General features: G+C 64.0%; 17 protein-coding genes and 1 pseudogene. 6 read left to right on the top strand and 12 right to left on the bottom strand.

Annotation, left to right across the window (positions count from 1 at the left end):
• Window positions 1-19: 19 nt before the first annotated feature.
• From VSX60_RS15850 to VSX60_RS15820, 7 genes are all read right to left on the bottom strand, one after another.
• Window positions 20-664 carry a hypothetical protein gene (locus VSX60_RS15850; protein WP_327625231.1) on the bottom strand — a complete coding sequence of 215 codons (645 nt, stop codon included), beginning with the start codon at window positions 662-664 and terminating at the stop codon, window positions 20-22.
• A 36-nt stretch (window positions 665-700) separates the two neighbouring features.
• Complete coding sequence (locus VSX60_RS15845) at window positions 701-1,774, bottom strand: sn-glycerol-3-phosphate import ATP-binding protein UgpC (RefSeq protein ID WP_327625230.1); 1,074 nt, start codon at window positions 1,772-1,774, stop codon at window positions 701-703.
• 2 nt (window positions 1,775-1,776) lie between these two features.
• The gene (gene ugpE, locus VSX60_RS15840; protein ID WP_327625229.1) at window positions 1,777-2,625 is read right to left on the bottom strand and encodes a sn-glycerol-3-phosphate ABC transporter permease UgpE; all 849 of its coding nucleotides are present in this window, start codon (window positions 2,623-2,625) and stop codon (window positions 1,777-1,779) included.
• A 15-nt stretch (window positions 2,626-2,640) separates the two neighbouring features.
• Window positions 2,641-3,522, bottom strand: a complete 882-nt coding sequence (gene ugpA, locus VSX60_RS15835) for a sn-glycerol-3-phosphate ABC transporter permease UgpA (RefSeq protein ID WP_327625228.1) — start codon at window positions 3,520-3,522, stop codon at window positions 2,641-2,643.
• Window positions 3,523-3,618: 96 nt separating this feature from the next.
• Complete coding sequence (gene ugpB, locus VSX60_RS15830) at window positions 3,619-4,923, bottom strand: sn-glycerol-3-phosphate ABC transporter substrate-binding protein UgpB (RefSeq protein WP_327625227.1); 1,305 nt, start codon at window positions 4,921-4,923, stop codon at window positions 3,619-3,621.
• A 195-nt stretch (window positions 4,924-5,118) separates the two neighbouring features.
• Complete coding sequence (gene betC, locus VSX60_RS15825; protein ID WP_327625226.1) at window positions 5,119-6,633, bottom strand: choline-sulfatase; 1,515 nt, start codon at window positions 6,631-6,633, stop codon at window positions 5,119-5,121.
• Between the two features lie 215 nt (window positions 6,634-6,848).
• A complete protein-coding gene (locus VSX60_RS15820; protein WP_327625225.1) occupies window positions 6,849-7,409 on the bottom strand; it encodes a hypothetical protein in 561 nt (186 codons plus the stop codon).
• A gap of 185 nt (window positions 7,410-7,594) precedes the next feature.
• Here VSX60_RS15820 and VSX60_RS15815 point away from each other — a divergent pair, with 185 nt between their 5' ends.
• Both VSX60_RS15815 and VSX60_RS15810 read left to right on the top strand, forming a co-directional pair.
• A complete protein-coding gene (locus VSX60_RS15815; RefSeq protein ID WP_327625223.1) occupies window positions 7,595-9,787 on the top strand; it encodes a TRAP transporter permease in 2,193 nt (730 codons plus the stop codon).
• Window positions 9,784-10,191, top strand: coding sequence for a DUF1850 domain-containing protein (locus VSX60_RS15810; protein ID WP_327625222.1), 408 nt, complete (start codon window positions 9,784-9,786; stop codon window positions 10,189-10,191). Before VSX60_RS15815 ends, VSX60_RS15810 begins: the two co-directional genes overlap by 4 nt.
• A 48-nt stretch (window positions 10,192-10,239) precedes the next feature.
• Here the strand turns inward: VSX60_RS15810 and VSX60_RS15805 are convergent, their stop codons facing one another.
• The gene (locus VSX60_RS15805; RefSeq protein ID WP_327625221.1) at window positions 10,240-10,683 is read right to left on the bottom strand and encodes a cupredoxin domain-containing protein; all 444 of its coding nucleotides are present in this window, start codon (window positions 10,681-10,683) and stop codon (window positions 10,240-10,242) included.
• 142 nt (window positions 10,684-10,825) lie between these two features.
• On the opposite strand from VSX60_RS15805, the gene VSX60_RS15800 reads away from it, so the two are divergent.
• Entirely contained in the window at window positions 10,826-11,233 is a 408-nt protein-coding gene (locus VSX60_RS15800) for a DUF805 domain-containing protein (protein WP_327625220.1), read from the top strand.
• Here the strand turns inward: VSX60_RS15800 and betA are convergent.
• Window positions 11,224-12,933, bottom strand: coding sequence for a choline dehydrogenase (betA, locus tag VSX60_RS15795; protein ID WP_327625219.1), 1,710 nt, complete (start codon window positions 12,931-12,933; stop codon window positions 11,224-11,226). The two genes, VSX60_RS15800 and betA, sit on opposite strands and share 10 nt — an antisense overlap.
• The gene (gene betI, locus VSX60_RS15790; RefSeq protein WP_327625218.1) at window positions 12,930-13,538 is read right to left on the bottom strand and encodes a transcriptional regulator BetI; all 609 of its coding nucleotides are present in this window, start codon (window positions 13,536-13,538) and stop codon (window positions 12,930-12,932) included. The genes betA and betI overlap by 4 nt, the downstream gene beginning before the upstream one ends.
• A gap of 201 nt (window positions 13,539-13,739) precedes the next feature.
• Here betI and VSX60_RS15785 point away from each other — a divergent pair, with 201 nt between their 5' ends.
• Window positions 13,740-15,341 (top strand): bifunctional metallophosphatase/5'-nucleotidase, encoded by a 1,602-nt coding sequence (locus VSX60_RS15785; RefSeq protein WP_327625217.1) that lies wholly within the window; start codon window positions 13,740-13,742, stop codon window positions 15,339-15,341.
• 71 nt (window positions 15,342-15,412) lie between these two features.
• On the top strand, window positions 15,413-15,997 hold the full coding sequence (locus VSX60_RS15780) for a DUF2585 domain-containing protein (protein ID WP_327625216.1): 585 nt from the start codon (window positions 15,413-15,415) through the stop codon (window positions 15,995-15,997).
• Between the two features lie 55 nt (window positions 15,998-16,052).
• On the opposite strand, the gene copM is transcribed toward VSX60_RS15780, so the two are convergent.
• A complete protein-coding gene (gene copM / locus VSX60_RS15775) occupies window positions 16,053-16,484 on the bottom strand; it encodes a CopM family metallochaperone (protein WP_327625214.1) in 432 nt (143 codons plus the stop codon).
• Between the two features lie 599 nt (window positions 16,485-17,083).
• On the opposite strand from copM, the gene VSX60_RS15770 reads away from it, so the two are divergent.
• A complete protein-coding gene (locus VSX60_RS15770; RefSeq protein WP_327625213.1) occupies window positions 17,084-19,123 on the top strand; it encodes an ATP-binding protein in 2,040 nt (679 codons plus the stop codon).
• Window positions 19,124-19,139: 16 nt separating this feature from the next.
• On the opposite strand, the pseudogene VSX60_RS15765 reads toward VSX60_RS15770, so the two are convergent.
• Window positions 19,140-19,226, bottom strand: a pseudogene (locus tag VSX60_RS15765) (IS5/IS1182 family transposase); the annotation flags it as partial.

The following is a 19,226-nucleotide window of genomic DNA, read 5'->3' as shown; positions in this document are numbered from 1 at the left end:
AGAAGTCATTTGGCGCTCCTCATGAAATCGTGGTTCTGGATATATTCAGAACTATGTGAGGTGGATAGCGGATATATGACGCCGCCTCGTCCACAAGATTTGTGAGAAATCGCACCATTAGCCGCGCGATGGGTAGCGGTGTAGCGGATGGCAGTTTCATACCCAAATGCTTGGTGGGCGGCTGAAACCACTCGCCGCCAAATCTATCGTCATAGACAGCAACGAGTTTCGGATGTGGGGGCTGAACTTCTACAGTCGGTAATTTCCCACCGACAGAATGTACAAGAGCCGTTGTGTGACCGGCGGCGTTGACCGTAATGTTACTTAGGAGGACGGATTCGCCGGGCGCGCCGATTGCAAAGGAACCGGGGGCATGTACAGCCACCGGTTCAATGCCGTGTTCGTCGGCGTTGCGCGCCTGAACGAGGTATCGAATAAGAGGGTCTTGCCGGCACTGTTTTTTCTTTCCTCCGTACCACTGCCGGCTGGTGGCATTGTCTTTTGCGCCCTTCTCCAGAATTGAAAAGACGCTATTGGCTGCTAACAAAAAGTCGGTCCAGGCAATGGAAAACGAGGCGAAGTCCGCGCTTTTTTCAAGGCCATTCATCGCGGAAGCAGCGCGATTGACGCGTCCACGGGCCTTTTCAACGGCGACTTTCTTCATAGGGACCAATCCAGAAATTTTTCCCGCGTTTCGAACTTAATCCAGCCGGCGGCCGCTCTCGCTGTCGAAACGATGCAGGGCATCGAGCGGTGCAGCCGCGCGAACCTTCGTTCCCGGCTCCAGATGCGAGTAGCCGGGCACCCGAACGGCGATCTCCGAACCCTTGTCGGGCAGCGCGCCATAGACGTAGCTCTCGGCCCCGACCACCTCGACGCCAGTGACGGTCAGATCGGCGAGCAATTCGCCCGGCGCGGCCTCGGCCTCCTCGACGAGGCGCATATGCTCAGGGCGGATGCCGAGCGTCTGGCCGACGGACGGACCAACCGCCAGGCCGTCGAGGCCGGTGAGCCCGGCAATGCTGCCGCCGGCGGCGCCCACGGGGATGAGATTCATCGCCGGCGAGCCGATGAAGGTGGCGACGAAGAGCGTCGCCGGCCGCTCATAGACGTCCATCGGCGTACCCGCCTGCTCGATCCGGCCGCCATTGAGGACGACCAGCCGGTCGGCCAGTGTCATCGCCTCGAGCTGGTCATGAGTGACGTAGAGGCTGGTGGTCGCGAGCTTGCGCTGCAGCCGGCGGATTTCGGCCCGCATCTGCACCCGCAGCTTGGCATCGAGATTGGACAAGGGTTCGTCGAACAGGAAGGCTTCCGGCTCGCGCACGATGGCGCGGCCCATGGCGACCCGCTGCCGCTGCCCGCCCGAGAGCTGACCGGGCTTGCGCGCCAAAAGCGGCGCGATTTCGAGAATCCCGGCCGCCTGATCGACCCGGCGGGCGATCTCGGCCTTCGCCATCTTGCGGTTTTTCAGGCCGTATTCGAGGTTCTGTCGCACGCTCATATGCGGATAGAGCGCGTAGTTCTGGAACACCATGGCGATGTCGCGCTCGGCCGGCTCCAGATCGTTGACGATGCGATCGCCGATCGAGATCGTCCCGGAAGAGATCGTCTCCAGGCCCGCCACCATGCGCAAGAGCGTCGACTTCCCACAGCCGGACGGGCCGACCAGCACGACGAACTCGCCGTCCGGAATGTCGAGCGAGACGCCCTTCACCGCTTCCACCCCGCCGGGATAGACCTTGCGGACGTCGGAAAGTTCGATGCCTGCCACGCTTATTTCTCCGCTTCGACGAGGCCGCGCACGAACCATCGCTGCATCAGGACGACCACCAGCACCGGCGGCACGATCGCCAGGATCGACGTCACCATGACCAGGTGCCAGGGCGTATCGGCGTCGGCGAAGGACACCATCTTCCTCAGCGCGATGACGATGGTGTTCATCTGGTTGTCGTTGGTGACCAGCAGCGGCCACAGATATTGCGTCCAGCCATAGATGAAGAGGATGACGAACAGCGCCGCGATGTTGGTCTTCGACAGCGGAATGAGGATGTCCCAGAAGAACCGCATCGGCCCGGCTGCGTCGACCCGCGCCGCCTCGACCAGCTCGGACGGGATCGTCATGAAGAACTGGCGGAACAGAAGCGTCGCCGTCGCCGAGGCGATCAGCGGCAGGATCAGCCCGGCATAGGTATCGATCATACCGAGATCGACCATCACTTTGTAGGTCGGCAGGATGCGGACCTCGACCGGCAGCATCAAGGTGATGAAGATCAGCCAGAAGAAGGTCATGCGCAGCCGGAAGCGGAAGAACACGATAGCGAAGGCCGACAGGATCGAGATGACGATCTTGCCGATGGCGATGCCGAGCGCCATCACCGTCGTGTTGAACAACAGCGTCCAGACGTTGACGCCGCCGATCCGCCCGATGCCGCCGAACAGCGCCTCGCCATAGTTCTCGACGAATTCGCCGCCCGGTATGAGGGGCAGCGGCGGACGCAGGATCGCCTGCAGCGTCTGCGTCGACGCCATGAACGTGTAGTAGATCGGAAAGGCGACGATCACGATGCCGAGGACCAGCATCACATGCGCGATCGGGCGGCCGATGGAATGGCGCTCGATCATCGCGGTATCTCCGCCTCACGCATAGTGCACCCGCTTCTCCACATAGCGGAACTGGAAGGCCGTGAGCGCGATGACGATCGCCATCAAGATCACCGACTGGGCGGCCGAACTACCGAGATCGAGATTGACGAAGCCGTCGACATAGACCTTGTAGACGAGCGTCTCCGTCGCCCGGGCCGGGCCGCCGGAGGTCACCGAATCGATGATGCCGAACGTATCGAAGAAGGCGTAGACGGTGTTGACCACCAGCAGGAAGAACGTCGTCGGCGCGATCAGCGGAAAGATGATCGTCCAGAAGCGCTTGGTGGATCCGGCACCGTCGATCGCCGCCGCTTCGATCAGCGATTTCGGGATCGACTGCAGGGCGGCAACGAAAAACAGGAAATTGTAGCTGATCTGCTTCCAGGCCGCCGCGACGACGACGAGCAGCATCGCCTGATCGCCGTCCAGCAGCGGGTTCCAATCGAAACCGTTGCGTCGCAGCATATAGGCGAAGGTGCCCATCACCGGATTGAACATGAACATCCACAACAGGCCCGCAACGGCCGGCGCCACTGCGTAGGGCCAGATCAGCATCGTGCGGTAGAGCCCGCGTCCGCGCACTACCTTCTCGGCGGCGGTCGCCAAAAGCAGCGCCAGCGACATCGACAGCGCCGCGGTCGAGATGCTGAAGATCGCCGTCACCTTGATGGCGTTGAGATAGGCCGGGTCCGACAGGACTGACTGGAAATTGGCGAGGCCGACGAATTCCGACTTCAGCCCGAATGGGTCCTCGTGCAGAACCGACTGGTACAATGCCTGACTTGCCGGCCAGTAGAAGAAGACCATCGTGATCGCCACCTGCGGCGCGACCAGCAGATAGGGCAGCCACTTATTGGGGAACACGGCTTTCGACACGGCGATCCTGGGTCCGAATCAGGCCACACGTGAAGCGAAGCCCATGGAAAAGGCCGGGCGGTCGAACCGCCCGGCGCGCGTTGCGGGTTCGGCGTCCTACTGCGCTTCGGCGATCGCCTCGTTGCCCTGCTCGACGATCTTGTCCATCGTCGTCTGGGCATCCTGGTCGCCGGCCAGCATCGCCTCGAACTGCTCGTTGGCGATGTCTCGGATTTGCGGCAGGTTCGGCAGGCGAACGCCCCTGGAATTGGCCGTCGGCTCCTTGCCCATCATCTGCGTGATCGGCGTCTCGCGGCCGGGATTCTCGTCATAGAAGCCGGAGCTCTTGGTCGCCTCATAGGCGGCCTTGGTCACCGGCAGATAGCCGGAGGCCTGATGCAGGCGGCCCTGGATGTCGGTCTGCGACAGGAAATTGAAGAACTGGGCGATGCCCTTGTATTCCTCGTCCGACTTGCCGCCGAACACCCACAGGCTGGCGCCGCCCGGGATGGTGTTTTGCGGCGCCCCTTCGGCGTTCTCGTCATAGGGCAGTTGGCCGATGCCGTAGTTGATCCCGGATTTGACGATATCGCCAAGCCCGCCGGAGGATTCGGTCAGGATGGCGCATTCGCCGGACAGGAACAGCTGCTTGGCCTCCGAGGTGCGGCCGCCATAGCGGAACACGCCGTCCTTGGCGAGATCGGCGAGAGCCTGGAAATGCTCGACATAGATCGGCTCGTTGAGCTTCAGCTCGACATTGGTGCCGGCCAATCCGTTCTTCTCGGTGCCATAGGACACGTCGTTCCAGGCGGCGAAGTTCTCCAGATGGATCCAGGTCAGCCAGGTCGAGGTATAGCCGCACTCGGCCGCGCCGGATTCCTTGATCTTGCGTGCCGCCTCGAACACCGCCTGCCAGGTCTTCGGCGGCTCTTCGGTGTCGAGCCCGGCCTTCTCGAAGATGTCCTTGTTGTAATAGAGGATCGGCGAAGAGGAATTGTACGGGAACGACAGCATGGTGCCGTCGGGCCTGGAATAATAGGCGACGATGCCCGGCAGATATTGCGACTTGTCGAAGGTAAAGCCGCCCGCCTCGAGCACCTCGGCGATCGGCTTCACCGCGCCTTCGGCGCCCATCATCACGCCGGTGCCAACGTCGAAGACCTGGATAATCGCCGGCATCTGCTTGGCGCGGAAGGCGGCAATGCCTGCGTTCAGCGTCTCGGGATAGGTCCCCTTGAACACCGGCGCGATCTTGAAGTCTTGCTGGCTTTCGTTGAATTCCTTGGCCAGTGTCTCGACGACCTCGTTGTTGGCGCCGGTCATCGCGTGCCACCACTGCAGCTCGGTCACGGCGAAAGCCTGGCTCGCGCCGGCGATCATCGCCCCAAGCGCGACGGCTGCGCTGAGAAGTTTGCGGTTCATCTGATGTCCTCACCCGTTGATGCGACTCTCGGGCCCTGTTGCCGAGCTTGTCGAAGACGCCCCGTAACAGTGCTTCAAAAACGGTTCGTGACGCAATGACGAAGCTTCGATGACAGCGCAAAAAACAGACCGCCTGCATATTTTTGCGCCAGACCGCCGTCGCCCGGAGCCAGCAGGACCGTTGCTCCGCCTCGCCTATTCCCCTCTGGGAAACCGCTGGTTCTCCTCCAGCACGTTGAGATCCATGTGGTTGCGCATGTAGCGTTCCGAGGCCTTTTGCAGCGGCTGGTAGTCCCAGGGGTAATAGGCGCCGTTGCGCAGCGCCTCGTAGGTGATCAGTCGCCGTTGCTGGCTCTCGCGCACCGCCGCGTCGAAGGCCGCGAGGTTCCAGCGCGTTTCCGCCAACCGTCGCAGTTGGTCGAAGGCTTCCTTGGCCGCAGGCCCGCCGCATCCGGGCTCCGCCGCCAGATTGCGCGCCTCGCCTGGATCGGCCTCCAGGTCGAAAAATTCCGGCGGATCGATGTCACAGAGATTGAGCTTGAAGCGCTCGTCTCTCAGCGAGATCATCGGCGCCTCGGAGCCTTCGGCCGCGTATTCCATCGGCACCGGTCCGGAACGGCTTCCGGCGCGCGCCGTCGCCAACAGGCTCTGCCCATCGGCGAAGGGTGCGATGCCGGCGAGATCGCCCAGCGTCGGCAGCACGTCGAGGGTCGAGACCGGCACGGCCACCAGCCCGCTCTCGCCGCCCGGCAGGCTCAGCATCAGCGGTACGCGCGACGAGCCCTCGCGGAAACTCATCTTGAACCACAGGCCGCGCTCGCCAAGCATGTCGCCATGGTCGGAGACGAACAGGACAACGGTGTTCTCCGCCATCCGGCAGTCTTTCAGCACGCCGAGGATCTTGCCGATCTTTTCGTCGAGATAGGAGATGTTGGCAAAATAGGCCCGGCGCGAGCGGCGGACATCCTCGGGCGTGATCGCGAATTTCTCGAAATCGGACGCCTTCAGAAGCCTTTGCGAGTGCGGATCGTGTTCGGCGAGGGGGATCGGCCCGGTCGCGGGATCGAGATGGGCGCAATCCTCGTAAAGGTCCCAGAAGCGGCGCCGCGCCACATAGGGGTCGTGCGGATGGGTGAAGGATACGGTCAGGCAGAACGGCCGCTCGTCCTGTCCCCGCGCCAGATCGTAGAGCTTGGCGCCGGCGTGATAGGCGACCTCGTCGTCATATTCGAGCTGGTTGCTGATCTCGGCGGCGCCGGCGCCGGTGACCGAGCCCATGTTGTGATACCACCAGTCGATCCGCTCGCCCGGCCGGCGATAGTCCGGCGTCCAGCCGAAATCGGCCGGATAGACGTCGGTGGTCAGCCGCTCCTCGAAGCCGTGCAACTGGTCGGGGCCGACGAAATGCATCTTGCCGGAGAGGGCGGTGCGATAGCCCGCGCGCCGCAGATGATGGGCGAAGGTCGGGATCGAGGACATAAATTCCGCCGCATTGTCGTAGACGCCGGTGCGGCTCGGCAATTGTCCGGCCATGAAGGCGGCGCGGGCCGGCGCGCAGAGCGGGCTCGGCGTATAGGCGTTCTGAAACCGCAGCGACCGTGACGCGAGCGCGCCAAGGTTCGGCGTGTGCAAAAACTCCGCCGGCCCGTCCGGAAACAGCGTTCCGTTCAACTGATCGACCATGACGATCAGGATGTTGGGGCGGGCCATGGAGCGGGTCCTTCGCGGTGATTCACGTGAGACCGCCGAACGGATTGCCGTTGCGGCCTTAACCGCCCCGCTCCTACCACGGCAAACGGCCTCCGCGAACAGCGTCGAGCGGCCCTTCGAGAGGACCGCTCGGTCGTGCCAAGGTGGGTGAAGGTTGACGCCCCGCCCCAAGAAGCGATCTTGTCACCACCTTGGGACCGGGCAATAGCCGAAGCTTACTGCATCTGCCTCGCCATCTCGGCGAGCTTCGCCACCTCCTTGGGGTCGTCGAGTTCGATGCCGAGCTTGGTATTGACGGCGCGGACGGTCTCCTCGGTCACCGTATGATTCGCCGCCGTGGCCAGGAACTCCGCGGCCTTTTCCATGTCGTCGTCGGCCACGGCGTCCTTGTATGCGCCGAGTTGGCCAACCACCGAGCGCGAGGAGGCATTTTCCATCGCGGTCGCGGATGCGTGGGAGGCATTCAACCGGCCGAGCGAGGCAGCGGAGTTGCGATTCTCGCCGCTTTTGCCGTGAGCGTTCCCGCCACTGGCGCTTCGCCCGCCATTGCCGTTTCCATTCCCGCCGCCGCTGTTGCCGCCACCATTGCCGCCGCTGTTACCACCGCCGTTGCCGCCCCCGTTTCCACCACCATTACCGCCGCCTTTGCCTTGGGCCAGCACATCCGCCGACCCGACGGACAAATGGGTCCAGTCGATCGCAACCGGTGTGGCGGCAAGAGCCGCGCCAAGAAACAGGATCGTTGTGGTTTTCATCATTGCCGCTCTGGTCTTCATTGAAGGCCTCCTTGGTGATTCGGACGTGTGCCCGGCTAGCGAATTACCGACGCAATAGGGCGGCAAAGTGATTCCCGGTCACTGCGGCCCTGCGAGCCTCCGGCAGCCCGGCGCCTGGCCGTTTGCACCCCCTCCTCCGCGCGGCTAAGGTCCCGCCGCGACGGGCATTCGGGAGGAACCGCATCATGAATCAGGGGCTTGCGGAGAAACTGAATCCGACCGACGACGAACGGGCGGAGTTGCACGACCCGCTGTCATCCGGGTTTCCGGCCAGCCTCGAAGGCCGGCTGTTGTTCTGGATCGCGTTTTTCTTCTCGATCTTCCAGCTTGCGACGGCTTCGCATCTTCTCGATCTGCCGAGCCAGATCGTGCGGGCCGTCCATGTCGGTTTCCTCTGCCTGCTCGGCCTGCCGCTGATCGCCGCGATCAAGCGCGAAAACCCGGCTTCGCGCGCACTGTTCTGGGCGCTCGGCGTCGCCGGCATGGGGGTCGCCTTCTACCAATGGTGGGAATACGAGGCGCTGATCTTTCGAGCCGGCATGCCGCTGCCGATGGACACCGCCGTCGGCGTCGCCGCGCTGGCGATCCTGTTCGTCGCCACCTGGCGGATCATGGGGCCGGCGCTGCCGATCATCGCCGGGACGTTCCTCGCCTACACGCTGTTCGGCGAGTATCTGCCCTCGCCCTTTGTCACCCGCGGCTACGATTTTTCGCAGGTAATCGACCACATGGCCTTCGGCACCGAGGGCATCTACGGCATCCCGACCTACGTCTCGTCCACCTACATCTTCCTGTTCATCCTGTTCGGCTCGTTTCTCGAACGCGCCGGGATGATCAAGCTGTTCACCGACATCTCGCTCGGCCTCGTCGGTAGCGCCAAGGGCGGCGCGGCCAAGGTGGCGGTCATCTCCTCCGGCCTGATGGGAACGATCTCCGGCTCCGGCGTCGCCAATGTGGTGACCACCGGGCAGTTCACCATTCCCCTGATGAAGCGTTTCGGCTACCGCGCCGCCTTCGCCGGCGGCGTCGAATCGACCGCTTCCATGGGCGGCCAGATCATGCCGCCGGTGATGGGCGCCGTCGCCTTCATCATGGCCGAGACCATCGACGTTCCCTACACCGCCGTCGTGCAGGCGGCGGTGGTCCCGGCGATCCTGTATTTCGGCTCGGTTTTCTGGATGGTGCATCTGGAAGCCGGCAAGCGCGGCCTGCTCGGCCTGTCGCGCGCCGAACTGCCCTCGCCGCTGGCGGCTCTCAGGAACGGCTGGTATCTGCTATTGCCGCTGATCGTTCTGGTCTGGCTGTTGTTCAACGGCTACACGCCGCTGTTCGCAGGCACCATCGGCCTCGCCCTGACGGCGCTTCTGATCCTCGGCGCGCCGCTCGCCGGGCGCATCTCTGTGCAGGCGCTGCGCTATGTGTTCTGGATCGGCCTCGGCCTGTCGGCCGCCGCCTTCTTTCAATATGGCATCATGCCGGTGATGATCGCGCTGGCGATCCTCATCGCCCTCTCGGCGCTGTTCAAGGGCGGTCGCGAGACGCTGATCTTGACCCGCGACGCGCTATCGGAAGGCGCCAAGACGGCGCTGCCGGTCGGCATTGCCTGCGCCATCGTCGGCATCATCGTCGGCACGATGACGCTGACCGGCGTCGCCAACACCTTCGGCCAATACATCGTCTCCGTCGGCGATACCTCGCTGTTCCTGTCGCTGGTGCTGACCATGATCACCTGCCTGATTCTGGGCATGGGCATTCCGACCATCCCCAACTACATCATCACCTCCTCGATCGCCGGTCCGGCCCTGCTGGCGCTGGGGGTGCCGCTGATCGTCTCCCACATGTTCGTGTTCTATTTCGGCATCCTCGCCGACCTCACCCCGCCGGTGGCTCTCGCCTGTTTCGCGGCGGCGCCGATCGCCAAGGCGCCGGGCCTGAAGATCTCGATGGAAGCGGTGAAGGTGGCGCTCGCCGGCTTCATCATTCCGTTCATGGCGGTCTACACGCCGGCGCTGATGCTGCAGGATGGTGGACCACTCGCCGATGCGATCGGCTTCTGGCCGGCGGTCATCTACGTCGTCATCAAGGCGTGCCTCGCCATCGGGCTGTGGGGCGCGGCAGCGATCGGCTTCCTCGTCGCGCCGCTCAAATGGTGGGAGCGGATTCTGGCCGCCGTCGCCGCCTTCACGCTGATCGCGGCGCTGCCGGCGACCGACGAAATCGGCTTCGGCCTCGCCGCGCTGGTGATCGGCTGGCACCTGTGGCAAGTGCGCAAGTACGGCGTGCCGGAAACGGTGAACCGCACCGGCGGACCCGGCGGTCTCGTGGAGCGGCCCGCTTCTGTCCAAGCCGCCGACGAAACGACGACACTGGCGCAATGATCTGCGTCCTCACCGCCGGCAAGACGATCGTGCTCGCCGCCTCCGCCTTCACCCTCGCCTGGACCCACTCGGTGGAAAAGACCAGCTGGCAGGAACGCTGGACCGCCGGGCCGGACGGGCTGACCGTGGTCGAGGGCCGCGTCGAGGGCTCCGGCGCCGGCATGGAGCCGCCGCCGGACGCGGTGCTCAGGGACGGCGCCTATGTCTATACGCCGCATCTCGCCGCCATCCCGGAGCTGGTGCTCGCCGCCTCCGGCGCGACCGGAGCGGGCTGGACCCTGTGCGCAGAGGGGAGTCCTGAGGGCACAGCTGGCGACTGCCTGACGCTCGGGGCCGAGCCTGCCGCGCCGATCGTGGTCCGCTGGTGCGACGCGGATAAGGCGGACGAGGTGGGAAATCCGTAGGCGGAGTCATCGCCTGCGCTGCTTCTGCAGCCGAAGGCAGCAAACGCCCTACCCCGCTGTCACCACCACCCGGCCCTTCATGTCGGCGCCCTCGTGCGGCAGGCAGACATAGTCGTAGGTGCCCGGCCGGGCGAATGTCCGCCGATAGATCCCGCCGGCCGGCAGTGGGCCATTGAACGGCCCCGCGCCCAGCGGCAGCCGGACATTGGCAGCATTCTTCGCCAGCGACGGATCGGCGGTCACGGTGTGGCCGAAGGGCGAGGCGTTGCGCCATTCGACGGTGTCGCCGGCCTTGATCTGGACAACCGCCGGACTGAACGCCAGCAGCGTCGTCGCGGAAATAACGGCTGCGACGCCCGGCGGCGGGGTCGTCGAACCTGCCGTGGCGCAGCCACCGAGCGCGGCGAGGCCGGACAGGGCCGCAAGGCCGAGGACCTGGCGGCGGGACACGCAGGAGCCGGCCGACGCGGCATCTGCGGATGAAACAGGCATCGCAACCTCCCAAGCGGGCAGAGCGTTGCAGTTTACGCCTGCCGTGGACGCCGCGGAAGGGCCCTGGCGTCGCCACCGGCCCTGCGGCATCGTTCGGAGCATCACTTTGGCGGCATCGGTCCGCTATCCAGTCGAGGCAAGCATGCGATTTACAGAAGCCGTCCGCTCGGTGTTTTCGAACTACGCCATTTTCCGGGGCCGCGCGCCGCGTTCGGAATTCTGGTGGTTCGTGCTGTTCACCGTGATCGCCAGTTTTGTCCTCGGCCTCGTCGACAGCGTGATCGTCGGACCGATCCTCGGCTTGAGCCCGCTGAGCGGTCATGGCGCGCGCCCTTTGGATGCGCTGTTCACACTGGCGGTCTTCCTGCCGACGCTGGCGGTCGCGGCGCGGCGACTGCACGATACAGGCCGCTCGGCCTGGTGGCTGCTGGTCGGCCTGATCCCGCTGGTCGGCTGGCTGGTCTTCCTCTATTTCGCCGCGCAGCCCAGCGAGACGGTGACCAACGAATACGGCCCACCGCCACTGGGACGGCGCGAGGCCTATCGCTGACGGGTCTGCCAGTCCGGGTTGATCCACGGCCGCAGTTCGGGCTCCGGCGCCAGCATCCCCTCGCCCAAGATATGGTCGGCGGCCTTTTCGCCGACCATGACCGACGGGCCATTGAGATTGCCGTTGGTGATGCGCGGGAAGATCGAGCTGTCGGCGAGGCGCAGATTGTCGATGCCGATCACCCGGCATTCTGGATCGACCACGGCGTTGGTGTCGCTATCAGCGCCAAGGCGCGCGGCGCCGCAGGGATGGTAGGCGCTTTCGGCGTGGTGGGCGATGAAGCCGTCGAGATCGGAATCGCTCTGTAGCGCGTCGCCCGGCTGGATCTCCGGCCCGCGATAGGCGTCGAAAGCGGTCTGCGCGAACAACTCACGGGTCAGCCGGATCGCCTGGCGGAACTCGGTCCAGTCGTCGTCATGCGACATGTAGTTGAAGCGGATCGCTGGCTTGGCTCCGGGATCGGCGCTGGTCAGCCGGATATCGCCCCGCGATTTCGAGCGCATCGGCCCGACATGGGCCTGGAAGCCGTGGCCGGGGGCCGCGGCCTGGCCGTCATAGCGGATCGCGCCGGGCAGGAAGTGATACTGGATATCGGGATAGTCGACGCCGGCGCGCGAACGGATGAAGCCCGCCGCCTCGAAATGGTTGGTGGCGCCGTAGCCGGTGTGCAGCATCATCCATTCCAGCCCGACCCGGCCCTTGGAGAACAGGTCGAGATAGCCGTTGAGGGTGATCGGCTGGGTGCAGCTCTGCTGGATGTAGAGTTCGAGATGATCCTGCAGGTTTTGCCCGACGCCCGGGCGGGCAAGCCGCGTGTCGATGCCGACGCGGGACAGCTCGGCCGGATCGCCGATGCCCGAATGCATGAGGATCAGCGGCGAGTTGATGGCGCCGGCGGCAAGCACCACCTCGCGCCGCGCCTTGACGAGGCCGGTGGTGCGGCCGGATCGCTTCACCTCGACGCCAGTGGCGCGATTGCCTTCGAAGGCGACGCGCATGACATTGGCCTGGAGCAGCCGGCAATTGCCCCGCGCCATGGCCGGTCTCAGATAGGCGTTGGCCGCCGACCAGCGTCGGCCGCGCCAGATCGTCTGCTGCATCGGGCCGAAGCCCTCGGGGTATTCGCCGTTGTAGTCGTCGGTGACCGGATAGCCGGCTTGCCGCCCGGCCTCGACGAAGGCGCCATAGAGCGGGTTTTCCATGGCGCCACGCTTGACGTTGAGCGGGCCGGAACCGCCGCGCCAGGCCGGATCACCGCCATTTGCCGTCGTCGCTTGGCCCGTTCCGGGGCCGGCGCCCCCCTCGAAGCACTCCATGCGCTTGAAATAGGGAAGCACGTCGGCATAGGCCCAGCCGGATGCGCCGATCTCGGCCCAATGGTCGAAATCATGGGCGTGGCCGCGCACGAACACCATGCCGTTGATCGAGGAGGAGCCGCCAATGACCCGGCCGCGCGGGGTGGCGAGGCGCCGACCGGCGAGCGCCGGCTCGGGCTCGGAGCGGTAACCCCAGTCGTAGCGGGCCATGTTCATCGGAAAGGACAGCGCGCCCGGCATCTGGATGAACGGGCCGGCATCAGTGCCGCCGGCCTCGACGACGACCACGTCGTATTTTCCGCTTTCCGACAGCCGGTAGGCCAGCGCCGAGCCGGCCGAACCCGAGCCGACAACGACGTAGTCGGCTTCCTCGATGACTTTCATGTGCCGATCTCCGCGTCGATGTAGCGTTCAACCATCCGGACGGCCGCAGGTCCGTCGGGGGCGGTGAGCGGGGTCAGCGCCTGGCGCAGCCAGACGCCGTCGATCATCGCGCCGGTCGCCGCGGCGACCGGGATGGCCGCATCGGCGCCGAGGAGCGGTGCGAGGCCGGAGATCAGATTGGTCTCCAGCCGGCGGAAATACAGCCGCAATAGCCGCGCCGCCTCGGACGAGCGGCGGGCGTAGAGGTAGAAGACCAGCCAGGCGGCGATGGCCTCGCGGGAAAACTGGCTGGGATCGAAGCAGCCTTCGATGACGGCGCTGACCCGCTCGCGGGGTGTGCCGGCAGCAGTGAGCCGGCGGGTGAGGCCATCGCGAAAGCCGAACAGCAGATGGCGCATCGCGGCGATCATCAAATCGTCCTTGGCGCCGAAATAATGATGCACCAGCGCCGGCGACACCGAGGCGCGGGCGGCGATCTGCGCCATGGTGGTGGCCTCCATCGAGCCGGCTTCCTCGATGGCAGCAATGGCTGCGGTGATCAGCGCCTCGCGGCGGGCGGCCTCGAGGCCTGTCGCGGCGGGCCGGATGCGGGTCCATTGGTTCATGGCCGGCAGCATAGATCGATTGATTGATCCGTCAATCAACGATCGGTGACTGACGTCCGGAGTGGCGCCGGCGACGCGGGGAAAGACACTAGCAAAGCGTCGCCAGCCGCGCTTATGATCGAGCTGTCACGCGACCAACGCCCGCCGGGAGATGGCATCGCCGCCGACCCTGGCGCCCCGCCATGATGGGAAGGATCTGACATGCGACTGCTTTTCGCTTCCGCCGCCGCACTGGCGCTGACCGCCGCGAGTGGCGGCGCCGCGCTCGCCGAGTACAGACTGACGATCCTGCACACCAATGATTTTCACAGCCGCATCGAGCCGATCAACAAATACGATTCGGGCTGCGGCGAGAAGGACGCCGCCGAGAACGCCTGTTTCGGTGGCTCGGCGCGGCTCGCGACCGGCATCAAGGCCGCGCGGGAAGCGGCGGCGAATTCGATTCTCGTCGACGGCGGCGACCAGTTCCAAGGCTCGCTGTTCTATACCAAATACAAGGGCAAGGCGGCGGCCGAGCTGATGAACACGCTCGGCTACGAGGCGATGACGGTCGGCAATCACGAGTTCGACGACGGGCCAAAGGTGCTGCGCGCCTTCATGGAGGCGATCGACTTCCCGATCCTGCTCGCCAATGCGGATATTTCCAAGGAGCCGGAACTCGCCGACGCGCTGAAATCCTCGACGGTGATCGAGAAGGACGGCGAAAGGATCGGCCTGATCGGCATCACGCCGGCCGACACGGCCGAATTGTCGAGCCCCGGCCCGAACGTCAGTTTCGCCGATCCGGTGGCGGCCTTGAAACGCGAGGTCGAAAAATTGACCGGCGAGGGCGTCACCAAGATCGTCGTGCTCAGCCATTCCGGCTACGCGGTCGACCAGCGCGTCGCGGCCGAAGTACCCGGCATCGACGTCATCGTCGGCGGCCACACCAACACGCTGTTGTCGAACACCGACAAGAAGGCCAAGGGCCCCTACCCGACCATGATCAAGGGGCCCGAGGGCGATGTGGCCATCGTCCAGGCCTATGCCTATGGCAAATATCTCGGCCAACTTGAGGTCACCTTTGACGATTCCGGTGTCGTCACTGCGGCTTCGGGCGAACCGATCATCATGGATGGCGCGGTGGTCGAGGACAGCGCGCTGAAGGACCGGATCGCGGAATTGGCCAAACCGCTGGAGGAAATCCGCCAGAAGGTCGTCGCCCGCACGGCCCGCCCGATCGACGGCGGTCGCGACACCTGCCGGGCGGGCGAATGCCAGATGGGCAACCTTGTCGCCGAGGCGATGCTCGACCGGGTCAGGGACCAGGGCACCCAGATCGCCATCACCAATGGCGGCGGCCTGCGCGCCTCGATCGATTCCGGTGAGATCACCATGGGCGAAGTGCTGACCGTCTTACCGTTCCAGAACACGCTGGCGACCTTCAAGCTGACCGGCGCCGACCTCAAGGCGGCACTGGAGAACGGTGTCTCCGAGGTCGAGGAAGGCGGCGGCCGGTTCCCACAGGTGGCTGGTCTGAAGTTCACCTGGTCGAAAGCCGGCACGCCGGGCGAGGACCGGGTGACGTCGGTCGCGGTCAAGGAGGGTGATGGCTTCGTGCCGCTCGACCCGGAGAAGACCTATCTCTTCGTCTCCAACGACTTCATGCGCGGCGGCGGCGACGGCTACAAGATCTTCGCCGACAAGGGGATGGAGGCCTATGATTTCGGCCCGGCGCTCGACGAGGTGGTGGCGCAGTATCTTGGCCGGGACAACGCCGCCTATGATCCCGCCACCGACGGGCGGATCACCGAGGAACAGTAGGCGCAAGCCTGCGACGATATAGGACATGAGGCCGGCGGGACGCGCCGGCCTCTTCGTGTCGAGGATAGGCCATGCCGCAAACGACCGTCTCGACCGCCGGATATTCCCGGTGGCACGCCCTGATCGGGCTCGTCATCGTCGCGCTGGCGGCGCTTGTCCTCTACGCCATGGGCCGCGAACCGATCTGCACCTGCGGCACGGTCAAGCTCTGGCACGGCGTGGTGCAAAGCTCGGAAAACTCCCAGCATCTGTCGGACTGGTATTCGCCCTCGCACGTCATCCACGGCTTCATCTTTTTCGGGCTTGGATGGCTGGTTTTGCGGCGCTGGTCGCTCGGCGCCCGGCTCGTCCTGGCACTCATCGTCGAAAGCGCCTGGGAGATCGCCGAGAACACCGACAGGGTGATCCAGCACTACCGCGAGGCGACGATCTCGCTCGACTATTTCGGCGACAGCATCGTCAATTCGGTCAACGATCTCGGCTTCATGGTGCTCGGCTTCTGGCTGGCCGGCCGGCTGCCGGTCTGGCTGACGGTCCTGATCGCCGTCACCTTCGAGCTGTTCACCGGATGGATGATCCGGGACAATCTCACGCTCAACGTCCTGATGCTGCTCTGGCCCATCGAGGCAGTGAAAGTCTGGCAGAGCGGGGTGTAGCCATATGATCAACTGGCAGCCGGGCTTTCGCCCAGCTGCCCTAACGAGTCCGGCGTTATTTCTTCTCGTTCTTTTCCAGCCAAGTCTGTAGCTGCTCGATTTCCTTCTCTTGATCATCGATCATCTTCTGAGCTAGCGCCTTCAATTCCTCGTCCTTGCCGTTCTCCAGCTCGACCTTCGCCATCTCGATCGCGCTTTGATGGTGGGGGATCATCATCTTCGCAAAATCGGTATCGGCATCCCCGGACATCTGGATGGCTCCCATCTGCTCCTGCATACGCTGCATGGCATCCATGTAGCCTTGCGAGCTTTGCGTTGGGGCAACGCCCTCTTGCATGGACATCGTCTGCTCCTGCATGTCAGCTTGGCCCTGCATCATCTTGCCCATATCGTCGCCGCCGGCCTTCTGGCCGTCCTGCGCGAAGCCGGCAACTGCCGGCAGAGCAAGAACGGCGGCGAGCGCCGCAGTAGCGAGAAACTTGCGCATGGTCTTAATCTCCAGGTTGATTGCGGTGCCTCGCCAGGCCGATGCCGGGTCGGCCTTCGCAACACACACTCATCTATGACCGTTTGATGACGTCTAGCTGGCGATTACAGCAATTTCGGAACATGTATATTTTACTCATGGTAATATACCAATTTACAAATATAAATAATGCAAATTTATAGGATATATATATTAATATCGTATTTATCTAATATATAGTCTATAATCTAAGATGATATATTATAAGATAATAGAAATATAGCCAGTGACGTTAGTCAGTTCCGATGTGCCGCACCGCGGAGGCCGGCGTACGGCCATGACCACGATGGGCGATTGGGTGATTGTGCGGCGGACCCCCACACGCCCCTCCCCCGCCTTCCAGGTAAGCCCCCCGATGTCCGGCGTTGGCACTCGTCTCGAAATGCCGCGCCGCCACGCGGCAAGTCCGTGGATATCGTCCGATATGCCTTTCTTGTAATACGATGATTTACTGACGAATGGCGACCGGAGTTTATTTCGGAAATTATAGAACTTTCGGAAACTGACTGTGCCTGTGGCGCCGGTAATGTCCGTTTAATCGTAACCTGCTAGCAAAAGGCATGGCATCGCTTTGGCAATCCCTTTTTGCGAACCTCGCGCTCGTTGCGATCCTGGTCGTACTGTGGGACTTCATCAGCGAGTGGACGGGGCGGCTGTCGGTGCGGCTCCAGCCCCTGCTCCTGGGGCTCATCATGGGCGGCGGCGCCATCGTGTCGATGGCGACGGCGCAACCGCTGTTCCCGGGGTTTGTCATCGACCTGCGCGCACCGTTGGTGGCCGCCGCGGCCTTCTTCGGCGGTCTGCCGGCAGTGGCCGTCGCCGGGACGGCAACCCTGATCTACCGTCTGCATCTTGGCGGCGCGGGCGTGCCAGCGGGCGTTCTTGATCTGCTGATCGCTTGCCTTGTCGGGCTTGCCGGTTTCTGGTGGACGCGGTCTCGGCCCAAGACGACCAGCCTTATCCTGATCTTCGCGCTCGTGGTCGCGTTTTCCCGACTGCTCGCCTATGTCGCCGTCCCGGCGGACATGCGCATGGCGCTTCTCGCAAGCACCGGATTTCCGCTCGTCGCGCTCACCTTCGTCAGTACGGTACTGATGACCGTCGTGTTGCAATGGCAGGCGCGGCGGCGCGACCTGTTGACCTCCAACCTGATCTACCGGGCGATGGTGCGTGAACTGCCCGACTGCCTCAACGTGAAGGATATGGAGGGCCGGTTCGTCGTCGCCAACCCGGCCACGGCGACGCTGATGCGGGCGGACACCGCGGAAGGCCTGATCGGCAAATCCGACTTCGACTTCTATCCAGCCGACCTGGCGGAAAAATTCCGGCAGGACGAAGCCGCCATGTTGAAGCGCGGCAAACCCGAGCGCGTCGACCAGGAGACGCTATTGCCGAACGGAACGACCGGCTGGCTTTCGACGCTCAAGGTCCCTCTCAGGAATGAACAAGGCCGCGTCGTCGGAATCATCACCTACAATCGCGACATCACCGAGATGAAGCGCGCGGCTCAGGTCAAGGCCGAATTCATCGCGACCGTCAGCCACGAGTTGCGCACGCCTTTGACCTCGATCCGCGGCTCGCTTGGCCTCGTCGCCGCCGGCATGGCGGGGGAACTGCCGGCCAAGGCCGCCCGCCTGGTCGAGATCGCGCACGATAACAGCGAACGTTTGGTGCTGCTGATCAACGACATTCTCGACATGGAGAAGATCGAATCGGGGAAGATGCAGTTCGATCTGAGGCCCACGCCCCTTCGTGACTTGATCGAGGGCGCCATCAGCGCCAGTGCCAACTATCTCCCCGAGCGACAGATCCAGACCGTACTGATCGACGACGCTCCGCGCGCGCAGGCGAACATCGACCCCAACCGCCTGCATCAGGTGCTTGCCAACCTTCTGTCGAACGCGATCAAATTTTCTGCGGTCGGAGCAACGGTCACGGTGAAGATCGGGCGACGCGAGGGCGGCCGGCTGCGCCTTTCGGTGATCGACACGGGACCGGGCATCGAGGACGCGTTTCGGGAGCGGATTTTCGGCAAGTTCGAACAGGCGGATGCCTCCGATACACGGGAGAAAGGTGGCACCGGCCTCGGCCTCAGCATCGCCAAGGCCATTGTGGAAAAGCTCGATGGCACGATTGGCTTTGACACACAGTTGGACGCGGGGACCGCGTTCTACGTCGATCTGGCGGAATTCGTTGCCCCGTCGAGGGATCTCGAGCTTCAGCAGGAGACCGGCGATCTCCGGCCGCGAATCTTGCATGTAGAGGATGACGAAAGCGTTCTCCACATCATGTCGGTGGGATTGGGGGCGGATGTCTCGATCGCGTCAGCGCGCTCCTTGACCGAGGCTCGGCAGATTCTTGCCCACAGCCAGTTCGACGTCGTCATCCTCGATGTCGCGCTGCCCGACGGATCGGGGCTCGATCTGCTGCCGGATCTACCCGAACAGACTGCGGTGATCGTCTTCTCGGCGGCGGAGATCAGCCGCGATGTGCATGCGCGCGTCAGGGCGACGGTGACCAAGACGCGGTCGTCGGAACTGGACGTGGCGAGACTCGTCAAGAGTTTTCTACCCGCGTCGGCTCTATCGCCCGGCGCCTAGGCTCAGGACTCATTGATCAGAGCCAGAAGATGACGGCGGCTGCGATGCAGATGGCCGAGAAGAAGGTGTGGGCGCAACGATCGTAGCGGGTGTGAATGCGCCG

This window comes from Aurantimonas sp. A3-2-R12, assembly GCF_036016755.1.
Taxonomy (GTDB): Bacteria; Pseudomonadota; Alphaproteobacteria; order Rhizobiales; family Rhizobiaceae; genus Aurantimonas; species Aurantimonas coralicida_A.
Note: the sequence above shows the minus strand (reverse complement) of the source record. Positions and strands in the feature narration are given on the sequence as shown.